19 protein-coding genes and 1 pseudogene are annotated in these 21,788 nt (G+C 49.1%); 5 read left to right on the top strand and 15 right to left on the bottom strand.

Annotated features, from left to right (window positions below; all coding sequences use genetic code 11):
- Window positions 1-7: 7 nt before the first annotated feature.
- The 10 genes from EKM91_RS05890 to yycF all read right to left on the bottom strand — a co-directional run bounded on the left by EKM91_RS05890 (window position 8) and on the right by yycF (window position 11,391).
- Complete coding sequence (locus tag EKM91_RS05890) at window positions 8-1,015, bottom strand: ABC transporter permease (protein WP_125751235.1); 1,008 nt, start codon at window positions 1,013-1,015, stop codon at window positions 8-10.
- A complete protein-coding gene (gene opp3b, locus EKM91_RS05885; RefSeq protein WP_125751232.1) occupies window positions 1,015-1,944 on the bottom strand; it encodes an oligopeptide ABC transporter permease in 930 nt (309 codons plus the stop codon). Before opp3b ends, EKM91_RS05890 begins: the two co-directional genes overlap by 1 nt.
- A 372-nt stretch (window positions 1,945-2,316) precedes the next feature.
- Entirely contained in the window at window positions 2,317-2,754 is a 438-nt protein-coding gene (locus EKM91_RS05880) for an Hsp20/alpha crystallin family protein (protein ID WP_125751229.1), read from the bottom strand.
- A gap of 234 nt (window positions 2,755-2,988) precedes the next feature.
- Window positions 2,989-3,390 (bottom strand): iron-sulfur cluster biosynthesis family protein, encoded by a 402-nt coding sequence (locus EKM91_RS05875; protein ID WP_125751226.1) that lies wholly within the window; start codon window positions 3,388-3,390, stop codon window positions 2,989-2,991.
- Between the two features lie 596 nt (window positions 3,391-3,986).
- Complete coding sequence (locus tag EKM91_RS05870; RefSeq protein WP_125751223.1) at window positions 3,987-5,333, bottom strand: S1C family serine protease; 1,347 nt, start codon at window positions 5,331-5,333, stop codon at window positions 3,987-3,989.
- Between the two features lie 193 nt (window positions 5,334-5,526).
- Entirely contained in the window at window positions 5,527-6,324 is a 798-nt protein-coding gene (locus EKM91_RS05865) for an MBL fold metallo-hydrolase (protein ID WP_125751388.1), read from the bottom strand.
- A 278-nt stretch (window positions 6,325-6,602) separates the two neighbouring features.
- Window positions 6,603-7,394, bottom strand: a complete 792-nt coding sequence (locus tag EKM91_RS05860) for a two-component system regulatory protein YycI (protein WP_125751220.1) — start codon at window positions 7,392-7,394, stop codon at window positions 6,603-6,605.
- Between the two features lie 9 nt (window positions 7,395-7,403).
- Window positions 7,404-8,765 carry a YycH family regulatory protein gene (locus EKM91_RS05855; protein ID WP_164508476.1) on the bottom strand — a complete coding sequence of 454 codons (1,362 nt, stop codon included), beginning with the start codon at window positions 8,763-8,765 and terminating at the stop codon, window positions 7,404-7,406.
- On the bottom strand, window positions 8,755-10,659 hold the full coding sequence (walK, locus tag EKM91_RS05850; protein ID WP_125751214.1) for a cell wall metabolism sensor histidine kinase WalK: 1,905 nt from the start codon (window positions 10,657-10,659) through the stop codon (window positions 8,755-8,757). Before walK ends, EKM91_RS05855 begins: the two co-directional genes overlap by 11 nt.
- A gap of 21 nt (window positions 10,660-10,680) precedes the next feature.
- A complete protein-coding gene (gene yycF, locus EKM91_RS05845; protein WP_125751211.1) occupies window positions 10,681-11,391 on the bottom strand; it encodes a response regulator YycF in 711 nt (236 codons plus the stop codon).
- Between the two features lie 186 nt (window positions 11,392-11,577).
- Here yycF and EKM91_RS05840 point away from each other — a divergent pair, with 186 nt between their 5' ends.
- The 4 genes from EKM91_RS05840 (at window position 11,578) to argH (ending at window position 16,451) form a co-directional block, all read left to right on the top strand.
- Window positions 11,578-12,249, top strand: a complete 672-nt coding sequence (locus EKM91_RS05840; protein ID WP_125751208.1) for an alpha/beta fold hydrolase — start codon at window positions 11,578-11,580, stop codon at window positions 12,247-12,249.
- An 86-nt stretch (window positions 12,250-12,335) separates the two neighbouring features.
- The gene (locus tag EKM91_RS05835; RefSeq protein WP_125751205.1) at window positions 12,336-13,778 is read left to right on the top strand and encodes an ABC transporter substrate-binding protein/permease; all 1,443 of its coding nucleotides are present in this window, start codon (window positions 12,336-12,338) and stop codon (window positions 13,776-13,778) included.
- 67 nt (window positions 13,779-13,845) lie between these two features.
- Window positions 13,846-15,066, top strand: coding sequence for an argininosuccinate synthase (locus tag EKM91_RS05830; RefSeq protein WP_125751202.1), 1,221 nt, complete (start codon window positions 13,846-13,848; stop codon window positions 15,064-15,066).
- The gene (gene argH, locus EKM91_RS05825) at window positions 15,066-16,451 is read left to right on the top strand and encodes an argininosuccinate lyase (protein ID WP_125751199.1); all 1,386 of its coding nucleotides are present in this window, start codon (window positions 15,066-15,068) and stop codon (window positions 16,449-16,451) included. Before EKM91_RS05830 ends, argH begins: the two co-directional genes overlap by 1 nt.
- 108 nt (window positions 16,452-16,559) lie before the next feature.
- Here argH and EKM91_RS05820 read toward each other — a convergent pair whose 3' ends face one another.
- On the bottom strand, window positions 16,560-17,159 hold the full coding sequence (locus EKM91_RS05820) for a DUF805 domain-containing protein (protein ID WP_125751196.1): 600 nt from the start codon (window positions 17,157-17,159) through the stop codon (window positions 16,560-16,562).
- A gap of 87 nt (window positions 17,160-17,246) precedes the next feature.
- Window positions 17,247-17,780, bottom strand: coding sequence for a ClbS/DfsB family four-helix bundle protein (locus tag EKM91_RS05815; protein WP_125751192.1), 534 nt, complete (start codon window positions 17,778-17,780; stop codon window positions 17,247-17,249).
- Between the two features lie 112 nt (window positions 17,781-17,892).
- On the opposite strand from EKM91_RS05815, the pseudogene EKM91_RS14220 reads away from it, so the two are divergent.
- Window positions 17,893-19,083 (top strand): annotated as a pseudogene (locus EKM91_RS14220) (GGDEF domain-containing protein).
- A gap of 97 nt (window positions 19,084-19,180) precedes the next feature.
- Here EKM91_RS14220 and EKM91_RS05800 read toward each other — a convergent pair.
- From EKM91_RS05800 to dltC, 3 genes are read right to left on the bottom strand one after another with little or no spacing between them, the layout of a single operon-like run.
- Entirely contained in the window at window positions 19,181-20,323 is a 1,143-nt protein-coding gene (locus tag EKM91_RS05800) for a serine hydrolase domain-containing protein (protein WP_164508473.1), read from the bottom strand.
- On the bottom strand, window positions 20,313-21,557 hold the full coding sequence (gene dltD / locus EKM91_RS05795) for a D-alanyl-lipoteichoic acid biosynthesis protein DltD (protein ID WP_125751180.1): 1,245 nt from the start codon (window positions 21,555-21,557) through the stop codon (window positions 20,313-20,315). Before dltD ends, EKM91_RS05800 begins: the two co-directional genes overlap by 11 nt.
- Complete coding sequence (gene dltC, locus EKM91_RS05790; protein ID WP_125751177.1) at window positions 21,554-21,781, bottom strand: D-alanine--poly(phosphoribitol) ligase subunit DltC; 228 nt, start codon at window positions 21,779-21,781, stop codon at window positions 21,554-21,556. Before dltC ends, dltD begins: the two co-directional genes overlap by 4 nt.
- Window positions 21,782-21,788 lie beyond the last annotated feature (7 nt).

Raw genomic sequence — 21,788 nt, 5'->3', positions numbered from 1 at the left:
CTGCCTCCTAATGTGCACTCCGCGGGTCAAAGGCATCTCGCAACCCATCGGCCAACAAGTTGAAGGCCAACATCAACACCACGATCACGATCGCCGGATAAATCAGTAAATATGGCTGCGTTTGTAGCGCCTTTTGGCCGTCATTCAACAACGTGCCTAAACTTGCTGTCGGTGCTGGCAAACCGATGCCAATATAACTCAAGAAGGCTTCAAAAAAGATCGCCGTAGGAATCGTAAACATCGTTTGAATAATGATCGTAGAACTGAGATTCGGCACCAAATGCTTGAGCGCGATCTGAAAGCTGGATTCACCTAACGTCTTGGCGGCCAAGACGAATTCTTGATCCTTTAGCTTCAAGGTCTGCGCCCGGATCAAACGAGCCATGGTGATCCAGCTCGTCACGGCAATCGCCACAATGATCGACTTTAAGCCTGGCTTAAACACCAGCAGCATTAAGATCACCACGACCAGATTCGGCACTGATGAAATGATTTCGATCACCCGCTGCATCAATGTGTCGATCCACCCGCCATTCCATCCAGAAATAATGCCATAACCGACGCCCACGACCAGATCAAACAAGGTCGCGATCACCGCAATAAACAAGCTGATCCGGGTACCCACTAAGATCCGTGACAACAGATCACGCCCAAGGTAATCGGTCCCTAACAAAAAATAGGTTCCTTTAGGCACTTGATTACGCGCATACATGTCGATGCCATTTTCATGTCCATTGAAAAACGGGATATTCAAATCACCCCATTTTGGCGGTAAATAAGTATAATTCAAGTTTTGCGCGTTAGGATCATGCGGCGTAATCACCAAGCTCAATAAGGCTGCTGCAAAGATGATCACTAATAGCCAAAAAGAGATCACCGCTGCCTTATTTTGCTTCAAGCGGCGCATCGCGTCTTGAGAAAACGTCAGCGCCGGTGCTGCGATATATTCTTTTTCAGTGGCAGCCACATGAGCAAGCTTAAATGCGTCTGGCGCGATATGTTTACTAGCAGCCATTAATTAGCCTCCCCACTCAGTCGAATTCGCGGATCGATGAAGCCGTATAAGATATCCACGATCAAGATCACGACGGTCAACATGAAACAATACATGATGGTCAAACCCATGATCACCGGATAATCATTCGTCGTGATCGATTTGACGAACTGTTCACCGATGCCTGGGATCGCAAAGATATTTTCTACGACCATCGACCCGATCATCAGATCCACTGCCATCGGCCCGATGATCGTCACGACCGGGATCATTGAATTGCGCAAGGCATGCCGCGCCACGACTTGCCACTGAGAGTCGCCTTTGGACCGCGCTAATTCGATGTAGTCACTGGATAAGACATCGACCATTTCGGTTCGCATAAACCGCGCAGTATTGGCCAAGGGTGCCATGGCCAACGCGATCGTTGGCAAGACGCTGGAGGAAAAACCATCTTCCCATAACGCCACAGGCAACACGCCCCATTTAAACGCGACAAAATATTGCAATAACGCCGCAAACACGAAATTAGGGATCGACCGGCCTAAGATCGCAAAAATCGTGGCCACGGCATCGACCCAGGTATTTTTACGGATCGCGGCTAATGCACCAAGCAAGATCCCCAGCAGCGTCCCGACAACCATCGCCTGCGCCCCTAGCTGTAATGACGGACCCAAGCGTGAGGAAATCAAGTAAGAAACTTTTTGCCCGGTAAACTGGTAAGACGTCCCAAAATCGCCGTGCACAGCACCCCACAAATAATTTAAATATTGCTGCCAAACTGGCTTATCTAAGCCGTATTGCGCCTTTAACTGGGCCAATTGATCAGCGGGCAGCTTTGGGTTGTTGAACGGCGTTCCTGGCAGTAACTTCATCAAGAAAAACGTGATCGAGGCCACCAGAAACAGCGTCAAGATCAAGAATCCGACTCGCCTTAAGATATATTTGATCATGACTTACTCCTCTGAGCATAAAATACAAAACAGTGCCGCCACCATTATAACCGTGACGGCACTGTCTTGGAGATACCAACTGCGTTATTGACAGGACTTGCTGCAGACACGCATGAAAACTCTTGTTGCTACTTTACATTAAAAAAGTATTAAAGTAAATATCTGCACCGCAAAACCCCTCATTTACGCTCGCGTTGCCTTGAATACTCACAAAAAAATAAGTGGCCAAGGCATCCTAGTCTAGCCGCGTTCTACCAAGCCACGCCCGAACAAAAACGCCTTGGGGCCGCGATTCTAAAACCGAATCGTGGCCCCAAGGCGCTTTTGCTATAGGCTAAAACCGCTTTGTGTCTCAACCTACTGTGCAATCAACTAGTTGATCTCAATTTGGTGATTATCGTGATGCGCTTCTGTCAGCTTTGGCAATGTGATGGTCAAAACACCATCCGCGTAAGCCGCCTTAATCGCTGCCTCATCAACGTTTGGCAAACGATAGCTGCGGCTCATCGCACCGTAATGCCGCTCGCTCATCAACAAATTGCCATCTTTATCTTCATGATCATTGAAATCATTCTTCTTCACGCTGATGTTCAAGATATTATCTTGATAGTTCAGCTTAATATCATCTTTAGCGATTCCTGGGACATCGACCTTAGCGACATAATCATGGTCAGTTTCTTTGATATCTGTGTTCAAGACCTGATCTGCTGCGGTCCGAGTAGGCATGAAATCTTCAAAGAACCGCCGCCCCAAGTTGTCAAAGAAGGGATCCTCTAACCAGTCATTACGACGCATCATTTCATTAGCCATACAACAGACTTCCTTTCTTGATCGAGGGGTTTTGCACCACCTCTTGTTTACATAATATATAGTAATCCCTTTTAGCACTCCAGTCAATAGAGTGCTAAAACTTTTCGAAAAAAAATTCTAGCTGGTCGTCATCTCTCTAGACGCCAATAAACGTCTTGCAGGCGATTCAAAGGTTAAATCGCCTGCAAGACGTTTGTGTATGGCTAAACCACGAGTGGTGTCAGCCTAAAATGATCAGCATATTTGATTACCAATCGCTTGGCGCTGTGCCTTCAACGCATTATCATCAACCACGACCACTGGCCGGTTGAGCATCACAGCCCCATCTAAGACGCCGCTATCATCACGCAATGCCAGTGTTGCCAGTTGATAATCCAACACGAGCCCATGGCCTAAATACATCTCTTCCAGATCGCCAGTCGTCAATGCTAACCCAGCATCATTGGTTAATGGGATCGCATAATCCGGATCTGCTTGGTCGCTGATCACCAGCTGGTACTTATTGCCAATCGCACAGGTCCCTCCCAGTTGAGAGTATTTGCTTGAACCATCATCTAATGCCAAAAACAGCCGCTCTTGTGATCCCATCTTCGTCTGCAAATAGGCCAACGCGTCTGGCTTGATCGTAATGTCCATGAGCTCCTCCTTTAAATTGTACGCAACTTAATTACTAACTTTAGTATAGTAGATAAGTGATGAAATGTCAAGGCAGCCGCTTATGTGCACAAGATGCACACGTCATCCCCAGCGGTTATCCACAAGGTGCAAATGTTCGCCCCTAAATCTAGTGTCGTGATGAAAGTTTGACACCAGATGATCATGGCCAAAAAATCAAGGGATTAATTTAAATGTTCCTGTTATCCACAAGGATGAACTGTTCGGTTATCAATTTTGTAAGCGGCGTATCCCTTGGGCCCCATGCGCGTACAGACGTTCGCATGAATCGATTATTTTTTTATCCACAGGTTGTGCACAGGCTGATTTAAAATTGCTCCACATGCGCAAATCGTAGTTATGAACACTATCCACAGAGTTATCCACAGAATTGGTCCGCAGTTATGCCCAATCACTATCCACACTTGACAACTCAGAGCTGAACATTCTGGTCAAAAACGCCTTGGACATTAATCGTTTGCTCGCCATCCCTGACTGCAAAAAACGCCTTGAACCCACGATCCAATAAAGGAATCGCGGTTCCAAGGCGCTGTATAGGCATTGCCACTGGCATTGCCTTAATTACTGTTGCTTTGATCAGAGGTACTATTGCTTGCTGTGGTCTCACTTAGCTTCACATTGACCGTCTTTTTCTCACCTTCATGGTAATAGGTGATTTTCACCGTATCGCCAACTTGATGCTTATATAGTGCCGTGCGCAAGTCTGCGACGCCAGTCACGGTGTCTGAATCGATGCCCACGATCACATCATATTGCTTTAAACCAGCCGTTTTAGCGATACTGCCGCTGGTAAAGCCGGCCAAAACGGCGCCATCTGTCACCGTGGTTGGCAATTTTAAGACGGACTTTTGCTGGGAGGCAGTCACACTAGATAAATCACGCACTTCAACGCCTAATGCCGGCCGCACGACCTTCCCATTAGCGACCAGCTGATTGATGATCGACACAACTTCATCACTTGGGATCGCAAAACCCATCCCTTCAATCGTGGCAGAATCCGAACTGGTCGACCCAGATAACTTCATTGAATTGATCCCAATAACTTGGCCTGACAAGTTGATCAGCGGGCCACCAGAATTACCGGAATTGATCGCGGCATCAGTTTGGATGACCGTGGCTTGACCCGTGGTTTGGCCAGTATTTTCATCGGTCACGTCAACGGTCCGATTCGTAGCACTGACGATCCCTTGCGTGACTGAAGTGGCGTATTGCGACCCTAACGGCGAGCCGATCGCTAAGACGGTTTGCCCAGCATTCAACTTACTTGAATCTCCGAAACTAGCCACTGTTGAGATCTTGCTGCCATCGATAGACAATACGGCCAAATCGCTAGTTTCATCGGTCCCCACTTTGGTTGCAGTCAACTTGGTGCCATCACTCAAGATCACTTCCAAAGCATCCGAACCGGATACCACATGATTATTCGTGACAATATAAGCCTTGCCGTCTTTCTTTTGATAAATGACCCCAGAACCTTCACTGTATTCTTCTAGATCTGAGCTGGAGGAGCCGGAATTAGCACTGTTGCCATTTGAATTCGAGTTCCCTGATTCCCCAAAGAAATCGCCAAAATCATCCAACCCGCTGCTGGTACTTTGGGCCTTTTGCAAATTGACCACGGAAACTACTGATTTTTTCACTTTAGCAAACGCCGCCGAACTGGCACTGCTTTCGTTAACAGAGACATTCGAAACCTGCGTCGTACCAGATTTTTGTGTTGTGGACGCAACCCCAAGATCAGCACTGTTAGCAGCCTTGAGTCCCCAATAAGCAGCTCCGCCACCAACGCCACCACCAATAACTGCCGCCACAACTGCGACAATCGCAGTTTGCTTCAGGTTATTCTTTTTTTTGGTTGGCTTTCCAGGTTCTTGCTCCTGAAAATTGTGAGATTGATTATCCATGTCTGATCCTCCTCGACTACGATCCTTATTGACAGTCTTAATACTACTGACAGTATTTGATGAAATTATGAATATTCCGCGGATAAGACCGGAAAAACAAGCCGGCGACGATACCTAAGTACCGCCGCCGGCTCACACCCGCTTGGTCTTAACCTTATTATACCTGCCTTGTCAGTAGGCACCAAAGAAGATGCTAGGCCCCGACTGTAAACATCGGATCGGCAACAGCCGGGTCCGTATCATAAACATCAAAATCTCGACCGACGCCTAAACCTTGCTCTTTTAACATGCTGGCCACGGTTAAGTGGGCCAACTCTTTCATATTGTTATGCGGGGATAAATGGCCTAAGTAAACGCGTTTAGTCCGCGTTCCGATCACATCCATGATCGCATTGGCGCCATCTTCATTGGATAAATGGCCGGTATCACTTAAAATACGTTGTTTCAATGGCCACGGATAAGGCCCCATCCGTAGCATTTCAAGGTCATGATTGCATTCCATCACCAAAGCATCCGCATCCCGAATGGTCCCAGCGACGCGATCAGAAACATAGCCGGTATCCGTTAAGATCGCGAATGCTTTATCGTCATGATGGAACTGATAAAATTGCGCCTGCGCAGCATCATGTGAAACCCCAAAACTTTCGATATCAAGATCCCCTAAGCTCATGGTTTCTCCTGGTTCAAAAAGTTTCACTTGTTGAGCCGATAACTTCCCAATACTTGCAGGCAAGGCCTCTAACGTGCGCTGATTGGCATACAAAGTCATTCCCGGATACCGCCGAGTCAATACACCGACGCCTTTGCTATGATCTGAATGTTCATGAGTCAAAAATAGACTATCCACATCAGCCAGATCACGCCCAATGCTTTGCATCATCGCCGCCAATTTTTTTCCTGAAAAGCCTGCATCGACTAACACCTTGTGACTTGGCGTCTCAATATACGTTTCATTGCCCGAACTTGAGCTGGCTAAAACACTGACGCGCATGCCAAAATCTTCCGTCAAACTGCTGCTCCCCTTCTATACGTCCACACCCACCAAAACCACGTGAGCCGGACAATTCTTCTTATTGCCTTAATCCTACCACAAAACCCCCACCATCGTATGCGGCATGGCTTTTGTGGCTGCCACCAAGCACACACGCTAGATCGGCATTGGGCCAACAACCATTTACAACAGCGCCGATTCAGAGCCCCGCACAAAAAGAAAGTTCCGTTAAGTATCGCAACTTCAATACTTAACGGAACGCTCTCACCACATTAATCTTAGTCTCTTTCTTTCACGACGGTCTTAGTGATCGCGTTAAGTTTCTTAATGGTCACACTCTTAGCGCCTTGGTTTTCGACGCCGACGAACCAAGTCGGAACATAAACCGTACTGCCTTTAGTATCAAGCAAGTAGTTGTAAGCCAGCTCTACCCATTCGACCTTGGCATTATTGGCTAGTTCATTGTCTTTATATAACGTCAATACTGCTTCTTGCGCTGACGTAAGCTCAACATTGCTTTTCAATACGGACATCTTAGCAATATAAGTCTGCGTATAGCCGGTCAGCTTGCCATTGGCAACTGAAAACGTAATCTGCGCCCGGCGATCATAGATCTTATGACCTTGGATCTGTTGACTAAAGACATAATGATTCCCACTCGACAAACTTTCGGCATACTGATAATGACGACCATACAAAACGTGCTCAGGTGCTTGCATCCAAGCCTTCAATGTCGCCACCGCTTTGTCTTTTTTCACTGGCAGCGGCGCGCGCAAGGTGGCGTGCAAGGTACTGTTATTCGTGATCGTTGTGTCGATATCAACTAATTGTGAGCGATTATTCATTAAGACGTTGTTGGCTTGCGAGGCCAAATAGCCTCCGGTAGGTGTTTTGGTACTTAATTGCGGCAGCTTGATCTGATCGCGTTGAATATCCGCAACGATCTCACTATTGGTCGACTCGCTGACGGCTTGATCCACTTCTTGACTTTGAAAGAAGCTGATCCCTAAGAATATATTCAGGCCCACGAAGACGATCAAAAAGATCCACTCGATCCGTCTAAAATCCATGTTGCCCTCCTACTCTTGCGCCGCAGTCGGCGCAGTATTAGCTTTTTTGGCGGCGGCATTTAGGCGCGGCCACTGATCATAACGGCGGTATTTGCCACCGATCTCAACGAAATACGTCGGCGTCAAATTGACCACCTGCGAGTTTTCATCTTGCTTAGCCCAATAATAGCCAAGGGTGATATCTTCGATCGTGTCCGCATTATACCCACTGGCTTGCAGCTGATCAAAGACGGCCTGCGTCGGCGGTAAAGTGGTGGCGTTTTGATCCGTGGGGATCGGCACGGTCAAATTATTGGTGGAAAAAAACATCTGCTGGCCATTACTCGTGTTCGCCACGGTCACCCGCCCGTAATAGTCTTGGTTAAAAATTGGTAATCCTTGGGCATATGAACGATACGTCACCGTTTTAGTCGCACTATGATAATGCGCATAGCGCATGCTATTGAGCCCTAACAAATTTAACGACCCTAATGCGGCATAAGCCTTATTCAAGTTAGTGGCTAGGCTTTTGGCTGGGGTAGCGGTTCCGGTATCGTCAAATTGTAAGACATCCGTATCTGTATCTAATGTCAAGCGATAATCCGTTCCCGCCGTGTACACCGTATCTGCCCCGATTTCCCGCGCATCTACTGAGCTGGCAGCTGTGGCTGGCATCAACAAGGACACATAGTGGTTGGCACTTTGCTGATCTAACAAGTAGACGTATGGTTGCAGTGCAACGTTGTCGGTAAAGATCGGGATCTGCCGGCCGTTGGCTAACCGACGCTCAGTGACGGATTTGCCAGTGATTGCGGCTTTGTTGATCAAGCGTTGCAATGCCGCCAATTGGCCATGCGTGAGCTTGCCGGTGTGGATCGTCCGATTGGCATCGTTAATGAACACTAACTGGTCACTATGCCCACTCAAAGACAATAACAGCCGGTTAAAGGTAAAGTCCGCATTCGTGGCCGTCGCTTTTTTGGTGAAAAAGTGTGCGTTGAAGGTCTGATACGCCATTTGGTCTGAGTACAACAGCTGTAGGCTGTCATTGGTACTAAGCAACGCGTTATACTCGCTGGTCGTGAGCTTGCCGCCATTGGTGACCGACCCTAATCGCCAAGAATGGATCGCATTGCGGACGTTAAGTGCAACGTTGTCATCTGGCGAAAACAACCAGGTTTTTTGATTTTCGTGCTGATAATATACGGTCGTCGGCGAAAAAACGATCCCGGCATTTTTAGCCACATCCGGATCTTCTTTCCGCTTGGTGGTGACAGTAGCTTCTTGGTGTCCTAAACGTGAAGGGTTTTGCCAGATCAACCAGGTGAAGACTAACGATACTGCGATCATGGCGATCAAGGCGACTCGTAATAACCACCCACTAAGCTTCATCCCAGTCATCCCCTTCCTCTAGCGGCTCATATGGCAAAGAGATGTAAAACGTTGAGCCTTTTCCTTCTTGAGAGTCGACCCAAATGCGCCCACCCAATGCTTCAACAACTTCCTTGGAAATAGCCAACCCTAATCCGGTCCCGCCTTGTTGGCGAGAACGGGCTTTATCGACCCGATAGAACCGATCAAAGACTTTGTTGATATCCTTGCGCGGAATCCCTAAGCCTTGATCGGTGATCGATAGGATCACGTGATTATGCGTTTCAACCAGCCGCGCGGTGATCACCCCGCCTTCAGGAGAATACTTGATCGCATTATTCATGATATTATCGATCACTTGCATGAATTTGTCTTGGTCCACTTCGACCCATAAATCGCGTTTAGTGATCTCGCGCCGAATCGTATAGCGCTTCTTGCGGCTGGATGGCAGCGGTTGGACCCGATTATTGTCATTCCCAGCACTTTCGTTGTCGGTTTTAAGCATCATATCAAAGCGGTCCAGGATATAGTTGAAGAACTCATTGAGGTTGATCGTCTCCAATTCGATCTTGCTGGTGCCAGAATCCATTCGCGACAGACTCAGCAAGTCATTGATCATTCGGATCATCCGATCCGTTTCTTCTTGTGTCACTTTCAAAAACTGCGGTGCGATTTCTGGATCTTGCCATGCCCCATCGGACAGCGCCTCGATATAACTGCGCATCGACGTCAAAGGGGTGCGCAACTCATGCGACACATTAGACACAAATTCGCGGCGTTCCCGTTCATTCTTTTGTTGCTCAGTGACATCATGTAACACGGCAACCAAGCCGGAAATAAAGCCAGTTTCACGTTGGATCAATGAAAAGTCCACGCGCAAGATCAAATCATGATCAGCTTGCTCTGAAAAATCCAGCAACAGCTCCTGTTGGCTTTCGAGTAAATCGCGCAACGTGTAGTCTTTGGCGATATTCAACAACTTCAAGATAGATAAGCCAATGACATCTTCGTTGCGCGTACTTAACATATCTAGCGCAGTTTCATTGATGATGATCACATTGCCACGGCGATCAGTGGCGATGACCCCATCTGTCATGTGGGCTAAAACTGAATCTAATCGCCGCCGTTCGGCTTCACTAGCTTCTTGTGCCTCTTCGACCCGTACCGACAAGTTGTTGACAGCAACGGCTAATTGGCCAAGTTCGTCTTGCCCGTGAATGCGCACTTGCCCAGAATAATCCCCACGGGCCATCCGGATCGCTTGCTTTTTCATTTCGTCGATCGGCCGGGTGATCGCCCGCGAGATCGCGATCGAGATCAAGGTGCCTAAGACCACCGCCACAAGACTGGCGATCAAGAAGATCCGCACGATCTTATTGATATTGGCATAAACTGAGTCCATCGATGCACTGATCACGATCGCACCGATCACGGAGCTGCCGTCACCTGTGGCATTCGGGTTTTTCAGCGGAATGATCTTGGTATAAGTGGAGCCTGTGTTATCTCCATACTGGAAGCCTTCAAAGATCTGGCCGTTATATAACACCGACTTAACGTTACCAGACGCCGACTTTTGGCCAATGTCTGACTGATCATTGATGTTTGAATTAGCGCGGATCGTCCCTTTGGCATCCACCACCTGCAACTCAGCGGTATTGGTGATCTCCGCTTGATTGATCGTGGTTTTGATGTCGGCATTGGCCGCACTGGTGTCGGTACGCATCAAGTCAGCACCTAGCTTATTTTGAATATAGGTATCCACATTTAAGCTTGTCTTGAACGTTTCAACATTTTGCTGTTCCAACGAGCGCACAAAATACGCGCCAATGAGCTCCACAGTTACCAACAGTAACAGGATAAACACCAGCGCGATTTTAAAATGGATCGATGAAAAAAAGCGGATCTTTTTGTTCATGATTACTCCTGTGAAAAGATGCTATTCTGCATCTGGATTGCGCAGGTAATAGCCAACCCCGCGCCGGGTGACGAGCCACTCAGGATGTGAGGGACTGTCTTCAATCTTCTCCCGCAACCGCCGCACCGTCACATCAACGGTCCGCACGTCACCGAAATAATCATAGCCCCAAACCGTTTGGAGCAGATGCTCACGGGTCATCACTTGGCCCAGATGCCGGGCGAGATAGTGCAACAGTTCAAATTCACGGTTCGTCAACTCGATTTTTTCACCGCGTTTTGAAACGGTATAGGCATCTGGATGGATCGTTAAATCACCAACGGTTAGATCTTTGTTCTCATCATCAGGCTCTTGTGCCTGGGCATTGGCGGTTTGCCGGCGTAAATTGGCCTTGACCCGCGCCACTAATTCACGATTGGAAAATGGCTTGGTCACATAGTCATCCGCACCCATTTCCAACCCTAAGACCTTATCGATCTCTGAATCCTTAGCGGTCAACATGATGATCGGGGTGTCGTGGTCTTTGCGTACTTGCCGCGCCACTTCCAAACCGTCGATCTTCGGCAGCATCAGATCCAGCAAGATCAAATCGGGATTTTCCTCCTCGACTTTAGCTAGTGCTTCTTCACCGTCATAAGCCGTGACAACAGCATAACCTTCTTTAGTTAAATTAAATTTTACGATATCAGAGATGGGTTTTTCATCATCAACCACCAGGATCTTTTTTGCCATATAGTATAGGCCCTCCTCGGCTTTATTGTCTCTATTATACCGGTTTCTGCCCGTACCGGCAAAAGCGCGCCTAAATCCAGCCAATGCGCCTTGTACCGGATGCAGCTGATGATCTGATCAGCCCTTTTGCGCGCCTATGGCAAAGGCGTACAATAGAAATCTAGAGGGATTTATGGAGGAAACCGCATGGAAATCACCGTTAATCAAATTCGTTTATTCTACACGCAAACCGGTCACGGCCAACCGCTGCTGCTGTTACATGGCAATGGCGAAGACCATAGTCTCTTTACAGACATGATTCCAAAACTTGCCCGTGACTACACGGTGTATGCGCTGGACAGCCGTGATCATGGTCAGAGTCAACACGGCCTGCCGTTATCGTATCAATTGATGGCAGATGACGTGATGGCGTTTGCTGACGCCTTGCATTTGCATGACTTGAACTTAGTCGGTTTTTCAGATGGGGCGGTCGTCACGATGTTAGTGGCGAGTCAACGGCCAGCACAAGTGCACAAAATCGTCTTGGCAGGCGGCAACCTCACGCCAGAAGGGGTCAAGTTCACCAGCCGCATCGGAGTGAAATTAGCCAACTGGCGGCATCCTGATCCTAAGTTGGCGCTGATGCTGAATGAACCGCACATCGATATCACCACCTTGAGCCGCATCAGTGCCCAAGCGTTTGTCATCGCTGGGGCCAAAGACGTGATCAAAAAAGAAGAAACCGTCGCGATCGCCAGTGGGATCCCCACTTCGATTTTACGGATTGTCCCTAATGCGACGCATTCATCTTATGTCAAAGACAATGAGCAGTTCTACCACTATATAGCCGCATTTTTGCAACCATATCGAACTGAATAATTTTTGTATATTTTCTCAAAAAGCTTGCATATTCCGCCAATTGGGTATATATTCAATAAAAATTCACTTTTAGGAGTTGGCAGGATATGGGAAAAATGAAACGGTGGGCATTCGCCCTCATCGCCGGATTGGCATTCATCGTCGCCGGCGTCGCGCATCCAGTAGATGCGGCCACCAGCCGCTTACAAGCGATCAAAGACCGCGGCTATATCACCGTCGGCCTATCCGCCGATTACGCGCCGCTAGAATTTCATGCGACCGTCAATGGTGAAGATAAGATCGTTGGTGCCGACGTTTCTTTGGCTAAGAAGATCGCCAAAGATGCCGGGGTCAAATTACAGATCAAGGAAATGGGTTTTGACGCTTTGATCGGCGCTTTGAAAACCGGCAAAGTCGATATGGTCATCTCAGGGATGTCCAAAACACCAGAGCGTGCCAAACAGGTAAACTTTTCCAAGCCCTATATGTACGAAAAGCAGATCGTGGTGATCCGCAAAGCGGATAAGAAGAAATACAAAAACGTTGCCGACTTTGAAGGGGCAACCGTCGGGGCGCAAAAACAAACCACCCAAGAAGCGATCGCCAAAGCTCAACTGCCCGGAGCCAAGATCCACAGCTTACAAAAAGCCAATGATGTGGTCGCCCAAGTGTCTTATAACAAATTAGATGCCGGGGTCATGAGTTCGATCATCGCCGGCGCTTACGTGCAAAAAAATAAGAGCTTGACCATGATCGATCCGCACTTTGCCACTTCCGCATCCCCAACCGTGGTCGCTTTGCCTAAAGGCGACACGGCGTTGACCAACCAGATCAATGGCTCGATCAACTCAATGAAGAAACAAGGTTTGTGGAAGAAATACCTGAATCAAGCCTACACGTTGCAAAACCAATCTGATGGGTTCTGGCACAAATATGGCAACTACTTTGTCAAAGGGGCTTTGAACACCTTGCTGTTCGCCTTCTTGACGGTCATTGCCGGGACCATTTTAGGCACGATCCTCGCCTTGATGCGCCGCAGCAAGATCTGGATCCTCAAGGCTGTTGGTGCGGTGTATGTTGAATTCATTCGCGGCACACCTTTAATGGTACAAGCGTTCATCGTCTTTTTCGGGACGCAAGTGTTAGGCCTCAGCTTAAGCGCATTTACTGCCGGGGCAATTGCTATGGGAATCAACTCCGGTGCTTATGTCGCCGAGATCATCCGCTCGGGATTAAACTCTGTCCCAATCGGCCAAACCGAAGCAGCCCGTTCGCTTGGCTTGTCCAGCAAGCAAACCACGCAATACGTGGTCTTGCCGCAAGCCATCAAGAACATCTGGCCGGCATTAGGCAACGAATTTGTGACCGACATCAAGGAAAGCTCCGTCTTATCTGTGATCGGGGCTAGCGAGCTGATGTTTGAAGGCTCAACGGTGCAAGGTGCATCGTTCCAGCCGTTCTTCCCAATGATGATCGTGGCGTTGATCTACTTCGCCATGACCTTCATTCTCACGCGGGCTTTAGGCGTCGTCGAACGGCGCATGAACTAACGAACGCGTCATATTCACTGTGTTAATCATTGCATCCATGCAACTAATCTCTAGGAGGACTTCTATTATGACTGAAAAAATCGTTTTGGCTTATTCCGGTGGTTTGGATACTTCAGTAGCTATTCCTTGGTTAAAAGACAAAGGCTATGATGAGATCATCGCCGTGTGCTTGAATGTGGGCCAGCCAGGCGCAGATATGGACTTCATCCAAAAAAAGGCGCTGCAAGTTGGCGCTTCTGAATCATACGCGATCGACGCCCAAGATGAATTTGCCGACAAATATGTGGCGCCGGTCATCAAAGCCAACGCCTTGTACGAAGGCGACTATCCGTTAGTATCCGCCTTGAGCCGGCCTTTGATCATCGAACATCTCGTCAAGATCGCCCACGACCATGGTGCGACTGCGATCGCCCATGGCTCTACTGGCAAAGGCAACGACCAAGTGCGTTTTGAAGCAGCCATCCACGCTTTAGACCCTGACATGAAGATCGAAGCGCCGATCCGGGACTTCCACTGGTCGCGTGAAGAAGAAATCGATTATGCCAAAGATCACGATGTCCCAGTCCCGATCGGCAAGAAGTCCCCTTACTCCATTGACTGCAACCTTTGGGGCCGGGCCAACGAAGCCGGTATCCTCGAAAATCCTTGGAACCAAGCGCCTGATGACGCTTGGGGCATGAGCGTTTCTCCAGAAGAAGCGCCTGATGAAGCCACCTACCTGGATCTCACCTTCGAAAAAGGGCTCCCAGTCGCGATCGATGGCACGGCAATGCCGTTAGCAACTTTGATCAAGACTTTGAACAAAGTCGCCGGTGACAACGGTATTGGCCGGATCGATAAGATCGAAAACCGGATGGTTGGTATCAAGTCCCGTGAAGTTTATGAAGCCCCTGGTGCCGCTGTGATCATGACGGCGCACCATGAACTGGAAAACCTCACCTTGGAGCGGGACATTGCCCACTACAAGCCATTGATCGAACAACAGATCACCAACATGATCTATGAAGCTAAGTGGATCACCCCGTTGTTTGACGCGTTGATGGCTTTCGTTGATGAAACCCAAAAGAACGTCAACGGTGTCATCAAAATGAAGTTATACAAAGGCAATGTCACCGCAGTGGCCCGCAAGTCTGAAAACTCCTTGTACGATGAGAACTTGGCCACCTACACCAGCGCTGATTCCTTCGATCAAGAAGCAGCTGCCGGCTTCATCAAGCTATGGACCTTACCGGCAACCGTTTATGAACAAGTCAACCACGTCCACTCTGAAGAAAAGGTCACAAAATAATGACGGATAAGTTATGGGGCGGTCGCTTCACCCAAAAGGCGGCAGCATGGGTCGATAAGTTTGGTGCCTCGATCAGCTTCGACCAGCAAATGGCACACGAAGACCTCGAAGGTTCCTTGGCTCATGTCGCGATGTTGGGCAAAACCGGCATCATTCCGCAAGCGGACGCCGACGCCATTACCGCAGGCTTGCATCAACTCCAACAAAAATTAGAGGCCGGCGAGTTGCATTTCACGATCGCTAATGAAGATATTCATTTGAACCTTGAAAGCATGCTCACGGATCTGATCGGCCCAGTCGCCGGTAAATTGCATACCGCTCGCAGTCGCAACGATCAAGTCGCTACGGATCTGCATTTATGGCTCAAACACCGCCTGCCTGCGTTAAAATCAGCTCTTTCTGATTTACAAAGTGTCTTAGTTGCACAAGCTGACGCGCATGCGGGCACGATCATGCCAGGGTACACGCACATGCAACATGCCCAGCCGATCACTTATGGGCATTATTTGCTGGCGTACTTCGAGATGTTCCAGCGAGATTATGAACGGTTTACTTTCACCCAAAAGCATACCGATATGTTGCCGTTAGGAGCAGCTGCGTTAGCCGGCACGACGTTTCCGATCGATCGGGAATTTGTCGCTGAGCAACTCGACTTTGATGCGGTTTATCACAACTCATTAGACGCGGTTTCAGACCGTGATTTTGCCTTAGAATTTCTCAGCAATGCCGCGATCTTGATGCAACATCTCTCACGTTTGGCTGAAGAGCTGATCCTCTGGTGTACCTATGAGTTTAATTACATCGAAATGTCGGATGCCTTTTCGACTGGCAGCTCGATCATGCCGCAAAAGAAAAATGCGGATTTTGCCGAATTGACTCGTGGCAAAACTGGCCGGGTCTATGGCGATCTCATGGGCTTGTTGACGACCATGAAGTCCTTACCTTTGGCCTACAACAAGGACATGCAAGAAGACAAGGAACCGATTTTCGACGCCTATGATACGGTTTTAGGTTGTGTCCATATCTTCTCTGGGATGCTAGAATCATTGACCGTTCATCCAGAAAAAATGCATGATGCCACGATCAAAGACTTTTCCAATGCGACTGAACTTGCAGATTACTTGGCAACCAAAGGCGTGCCATTCCGGCAAGCCCATGAAATCGTTGGTGAGTTGGTCCTCAAAGGGATCCAATCCGGCCAAAGCTTGCAAGACATGAGTTTAGCTGATTTGCAAAAAGCCGCACCCCAAATCGAAGCTGATGTTTATACCGACTTAACCAGTGAAGCCGCCGTTAATCGCCGGACCAGTCTAGGCGGCACCGCAGTGGCTAACGTTGAAAAAGAAGTCGCCCGTGCCAAGCAGATCTTAGCCACACATGCGTGATCATGACGAATTTGCCGCTTCAACTAAAAACGCCGACGTCCCCTCAAAGGAGACGCCGGCGTTTTTGCAGTTCACCATGATCAAGTGGGTGCAATTTTTGGTATTCGTTTAGCCCGCTGCTGACGCAACCTGCTTGCCGCGAATAAAAAAGCGCACGAAGCGATTGGTGCTGGTTGTGGTCATGACATCGCTTGGAAGCAGCGTTAACACGAAGAAAAAACCGCTGATCCCAATCATGATCACCGTCAGCACTACCTCAACCCCGCGGCTGCCAGCTGGTGCTAACAAGTTGGGGTCACGAAACACCGTTGCCGCTTGGAGCTGCCGCATCAGCGCAAAATAGCGCAACGCTTCGATCGCATCAGTGATCAACCACAAGACTAAACTCCCGCGCCCACGCAAACCGACATCGCGATAACGCCGAATCTGCAACGCTAATGTGGGGAGAAATAAGCCGACCCCAAAGACCGCAAGCGTGATGACCAGCGGCAGATAGCTGCTCACATGGGCACCTTGAAATTGCCTGATCAAATCTACGAATATTTTGATCAGCGCCCATGCGCCCAAGCCAATCCACAATGGGATCAACCACAGCTGCATCCACCAATAGCCGGCTCTAGTCGAGCGGCCGCGAAAATCCACATACCCCTTGAAGAAATCTTTGAATGCTTGTCCGAAGCTGACTTGTCCCATTTTTTCATTGATCATCTGCTCGCCTTCTTTCCCCCGCTATTATCCCATGTGCTCACCTTAACTGTACATAAAAAAGGCGTCGGTAACCGACGTCTCAAGTGATCATTGCGTCACCGGTGCTTGGGTCGATTGGAATTGGCGGCGGAAATGCCGCAACGTCTTGATCGCCCACGCATAACGCGTAGCTGTAAAAAGGGTGGCATAATCGCCGAGGGCACTGGTGCCAGTCCACGGGAAAAAGCCTGGCACGAATAATTGCTCTTGGGTCAATGCTTCAAACTGCCGCACCATTTGCACGTGCGATTTTTGCCAACGCTTCTCAGCAGCACCCAAGCTCACCGCTTGATTCTCCTGCTGGATCTTTTTGCTTAAGCGCCCACAAGTGGCCCATGTATATGGTTTCGGGAGAAAACGGACGCGCCGCTCCCCGGCTAAGTTGGTTTGACTCCATTGCAAGTATAATTCTTGCCATGCGGCCAAATGAATCAAAACATCCCGCAAATTGCGATCACGTCCCTTAAATCCGAACGTCATGGTCTTGCTATCCGCGGGCAAAGCGTCGATCAGCGTCCAAATATCGTCGTATCGTGTCCGTGTTGCAATCAGTAGATCCTGTCTTGTATGAGGTATTGCCATAATTAGCCTCCTCTAACTCAGGTGCCTCTAATTCGCCAACACCTCTATTCTGGTGCTAATTGTTCGGATTTACAAGGGCGATTGGCCTATATGAAATTATTGATAGTGTGGTATGCTAATAACCAATACCATTTTCAGAAAGGAACTCGCTATGATCACCTTGGGCTTGCGCCTAATGACAATGCTCACGAATCTAATTGTCTTGATCAGTTTTGTGTGGTTATATCACTGGATTCAGGATGAAGCCAAATTGGTCTGGGTCCGGCGGTATGCACTGATACTAACGGTTGGCTTAACCTACCTTTCACTGATCTTTTTTCACACCGATTCATTGTTAAACATCGCCAATGAAGGCCACCCGGCCGGCTATGGCTGGACTTTTTTAAATTTTCAAATCATCACGATCTACTACGCACTATTAACAACCCATTCGCGCGCGATGTTAACGGCATTGCTTGCGATCGTCGGGTGCTGGTTTGTTTGGATGACGCAAGGCGGTGAATTATGGCTGATTGGGTTGACCTTTTGCATGATCGGTGTGATCCATCACTATGCGGCTGCGCTGAACGTCCATCAAGCCTTATATTATGCGGTTGGCTTACTCTTTGCAGCGCCAATATTTCTCGTGAACTCACAGAAACTGGCTGGGATCGATGTCGGCTGGCCTTTTCAAATCGTTGGGTTCATGGCGTTGGAACTGGCGCTTTGGCTGGTCAACTCTCATCTTGCTGCCAAAGTCCAACATGAGCAGCGCTTAAAACGTGAAGCAACGATCGACTCGCTGACCCAGCTTGCCAACTTTGGCTGTTTTGATCGTGACTTGCATGCGGCGTTTGATCGCTACCAAACTAATGGCGAGCTTTATGCCTTGTACACCTTTGATATCGATCACTTCAAGCGCATCAATGATCGCTTCGGCCACCTCGCAGGCAACGAAGTCCTTCGCGTCGTATCGACTCACTTGACGCATTGGACAAAATCACTAGAATATCCGGCCAAAGTTTATCGGACCGGCGGCGAAGAATTCAGTATCTTGTTGTTTAATATTGTTTAATCACTCGAACAAGCCACCACGATCTCACAACAGTTGCGCCACGAGTTAGCTGCGCTGTCGTTTACCTTTGATGGCCAGCCGCTGCATATCACGATTTCGCTTGGTCAAGATCGCGCCACTGCTGATGATCAAAACTACCTGGATATTTATCGGCGTGCAGATCAATACTTATACAGCTCAAAGAACCACGGCCGCGATGCCTTGACCATTCACGGCCAGCTGATCCCCAACGCGCCTGAGCAGCGTTGACCTTGCTGCCTTGCAAAAATTCAATAGTGCCCTGAGATCACGCAGCTATAAAAGCGTGATCTCAGGGCACTATTAGGTGGTTATCGAGATAACCCGATTATCTGACATACTCTGTTGCCAGCCGATCAGCCGCGTTTTTGACCAAGGCATTCGGCGGCGTACAGTTTGCCATCACCACGACTGCACTGCGACCATCATTGCTGATCCGTAAGAAACATTGAAAGCCATAACCAGAGCCATTGGCAAAACGATACCCGGTTGGGGCTTGATACAACCCGCCGCCATATGTCGCGGCACTGCCAGGCGCAAATAAAAATGCCCGCGAAGCAACTGTCAATAACTGGCCATTTTGTAACGCTGCTTCGGCTTTATACAAGTCTAAAGCCGACATCATCACCTGGCCGGTACCTAATTCCATATGCTGCTGAGCAACAGTGGCATTGATCTGCGGCGCATCGGCCAAACCGCGTGCCCCCCAGCCATAACCTTGGGCAAAATCAGTTTGATCTGCCGCATATGCAAACCGCGTTTGCGTCAACCCTAACCCTTGAAGATACGTCGCCATAAACAATTCTTGATATGAGACATTATCCAACTGTGCTAAGACGCCAGCCAGCAGCATATAATTGGCGGGCTGATAATGCCACAGATTCAACTGCTTGGCGACAAAGCGCAAGTGCGGTCGTAAATTGGCGATTACAGCCGCATCCCCATACGAGCGGCTTGGCACTAATTGCCCTTGAATGCTTAATCCCGAAGTCATATCCAGCAAATGCTGGATCGTGATCTCATTGGCACCTGGGATATTAGGATAAAAACGGGACAACTTTGTGGTCATACTCAACTTTCCCGCTTGGATCTGGCGCATCACCATGGCGGCAGTCAGCGATTTTTGCACGGAATCAATTTCATATAAGGTCTTCAATGTGTTCGGCTGTTGCGTTTTGCGATCTGCATACCCACGGCTCAACTGTGCGATCACACGCCCGTTTTGGACGATGATCGCCGTACCTGAAAATGCCGTTGCCGGCAGTGCCTGGGCTAACTGCCGCGTGGCGGTGCCATTGCGGCTTATCGCCGGCTTGACCGCAACGCGGTGCCGCGCATGGACGCGCGGGATCGTATTCAAAAGATGCGTCGTGTGCCACGCGCTGAGCGCAGCGACGCTCAGCGAAAGAATCGTGATGCTGATCAAGAACAGACGCTCTTTGCGCCAACGCCGATTTTGTTTAACGCGCATGCGCCCACCTGCTTGTAAAATAGTCATCATTCAGCCGATAATGCGCCGCCGGCTGTTTTTGCGTCAAAAATGGCTGCACCGCGCGATCGACTGCGACCCAGCCGCGCCACCCGAGATGGATCGTATCTTGCATGAAATACGGTTCACCGCCGGCTTGCGTGAGATCTAAGACCCGCGTAAAGCCTTGACTGGTCAACTGATGCTTCAGCTTGGCAGTCGTTTGGGCCACCATAGGTTGTGATAAGCCGGTATAACTCGCCCATTTCTGGTTGATTGGGGGAATCACAAATTGCACTTGAATGTGATACCGCGCAAATTGAGCCAATAATAGCTGCAGATCCCCGTATTCCGGCGAACGCCGGTAGTCAAAGTGCGCTTGACTGCCTTTAAGTGCCTGCACTTTATCACCGCCAAGCCGCTTGGCATAAAACTGGTTGTCGATGCCAAAGCGGTTATTAGTGGTTTGGCGGGCACCGATTTGCGTTGCTAACGCGTCCAGTTGCTGATCAGTAGCGTGTGCTGGCAACTGCGCCAAGCCTTGCGTGATTTTTTTGGCCCGCGATGGGAGCAATAATCGCGAAAATAGGGCATCTTCATTTTTTAAGGCGACGTCTTGTAAGTTCAACCGCGTCCAAACGCCTTGATCTGGATACTGCCCAGCGGCCACTTCTAACAACCCATCCCGAATCGCACTGTGCCCTTGCAAAGGCGGCATCTGCAACATTCTGCGGGCCGCATAGCGATCAGCGATCCGATGCGGTTGGGCATTTCTCAAGAACGTGATCGCCTGCAGCGGGGAATAATAATAGCTGAATGCGTCTGGCCGCTGCCCACCTGGTGTGAACCACTGCAAAGATAAAACAAAGACGACTTTGCGGCCGCGATATTGCCGGATCCAAGACTGATCATTCAAAAAATGCGTCAATGACTGTGTCCCTGGCGCCCCTAGCAGCAGTGGCCGATAAGGTCGATGATACTTTTCAGCCAACACTGTCGGGTGAAACGCATCCAACCGTGACAGTTCTGAGCTGCCCATAAACGGCACATACCCCTCCGCCAGCGCCTGAGCTTTTAAACGGCGCCCTAATAAGACATTAGGCGACAGTGAAACGGCAGCTTTTTTAACGGTTTGCTGGCTGGCTTGCCCTTGCGGCAATGGCAGTAAAAACACCCCGCCGACAAGCACACAAGCTAAGAGCACCGGACCAAACAGCTGTAACAGGCGCCGTTTCATGCCTGCGCCTTAGCAATGATCTTGTTAGGGGTATTCCACTCACTGCGGTCAAACTCAGACACCGGCACGGTAACGCCAAGCTGGTCTTGTAATTCCAGTAACAACTGGACAGTATCCATAGAATCGAGCATGCCACTGGCAAACAAGTCATCATCTAACGCGTGATGCCAGTCTTCACCAGTTAATGTTGCCAAGATATCCAATACAGTTTCTTTTGTGTCCATAATTAGT

It is taken from the genome of Lacticaseibacillus baoqingensis, assembly GCF_003946165.1.
Classification (GTDB): Bacteria; Bacillota; Bacilli; order Lactobacillales; family Lactobacillaceae; genus Lacticaseibacillus; species Lacticaseibacillus baoqingensis.
This window is presented reverse-complemented; position numbering and strand designations above follow the sequence as displayed.

What these genes read in the sequence shown, in the direction of transcription:
- dltD (WP_125751180.1), bottom strand. Translation starts at nt 21,557, where the DNA reads ATGAAACGGCGCCTGTTACAGCTGTTTGGTCCGGTGCTCTTAGCTTGT.
- EKM91_RS05840 (WP_125751208.1), top strand. Translation starts at nt 11,578, where the DNA reads ATGGAAATCACCGTTAATCAAATTCGTTTATTCTACACGCAAACCGGT.
- EKM91_RS05815 (WP_125751192.1), bottom strand. Translation starts at nt 17,780, where the DNA reads ATGGCAATACCTCATACAAGACAGGATCTACTGATTGCAACACGGACA.
- EKM91_RS05855 (WP_164508476.1), bottom strand. Translation starts at nt 8,765, where the DNA reads ATGAAGCTTAGTGGGTGGTTATTACGAGTCGCCTTGATCGCCATGATC.
- EKM91_RS05880 (WP_125751229.1), bottom strand. Translation starts at nt 2,754, where the DNA reads ATGGCTAATGAAATGATGCGTCGTAATGACTGGTTAGAGGATCCCTTC.
- EKM91_RS05890 (WP_125751235.1), bottom strand. Translation starts at nt 1,015, where the DNA reads ATGGCTGCTAGTAAACATATCGCGCCAGACGCATTTAAGCTTGCTCAT.
- EKM91_RS05860 (WP_125751220.1), bottom strand. Translation starts at nt 7,394, where the DNA reads ATGGATTTTAGACGGATCGAGTGGATCTTTTTGATCGTCTTCGTGGGC.
- EKM91_RS05800 (WP_164508473.1), bottom strand. Translation starts at nt 20,323, where the DNA reads ATGCGCGTTAAACAAAATCGGCGTTGGCGCAAAGAGCGTCTGTTCTTG.
- EKM91_RS05875 (WP_125751226.1), bottom strand. Translation starts at nt 3,390, where the DNA reads ATGGACATTACGATCAAGCCAGACGCGTTGGCCTATTTGCAGACGAAG.
- argH (WP_125751199.1), top strand. Translation starts at nt 15,066, where the DNA reads ATGACGGATAAGTTATGGGGCGGTCGCTTCACCCAAAAGGCGGCAGCA.
- walK (WP_125751214.1), bottom strand. Translation starts at nt 10,659, where the DNA reads ATGAACAAAAAGATCCGCTTTTTTTCATCGATCCATTTTAAAATCGCG.
- EKM91_RS05865 (WP_125751388.1), bottom strand. Translation starts at nt 6,324, where the DNA reads ATGCGCGTCAGTGTTTTAGCCAGCTCAAGTTCGGGCAATGAAACGTAT.
- EKM91_RS05830 (WP_125751202.1), top strand. Translation starts at nt 13,846, where the DNA reads ATGACTGAAAAAATCGTTTTGGCTTATTCCGGTGGTTTGGATACTTCA.
- EKM91_RS05870 (WP_125751223.1), bottom strand. Translation starts at nt 5,333, where the DNA reads ATGGATAATCAATCTCACAATTTTCAGGAGCAAGAACCTGGAAAGCCA.
- EKM91_RS05835 (WP_125751205.1), top strand. Translation starts at nt 12,336, where the DNA reads ATGGGAAAAATGAAACGGTGGGCATTCGCCCTCATCGCCGGATTGGCA.
- dltC (WP_125751177.1), bottom strand. Translation starts at nt 21,781, where the DNA reads ATGGACACAAAAGAAACTGTATTGGATATCTTGGCAACATTAACTGGT.
- opp3b (WP_125751232.1), bottom strand. Translation starts at nt 1,944, where the DNA reads ATGATCAAATATATCTTAAGGCGAGTCGGATTCTTGATCTTGACGCTG.
- yycF (WP_125751211.1), bottom strand. Translation starts at nt 11,391, where the DNA reads ATGGCAAAAAAGATCCTGGTGGTTGATGATGAAAAACCCATCTCTGAT.
- EKM91_RS05820 (WP_125751196.1), bottom strand. Translation starts at nt 17,159, where the DNA reads ATGATCAATGAAAAAATGGGACAAGTCAGCTTCGGACAAGCATTCAAA.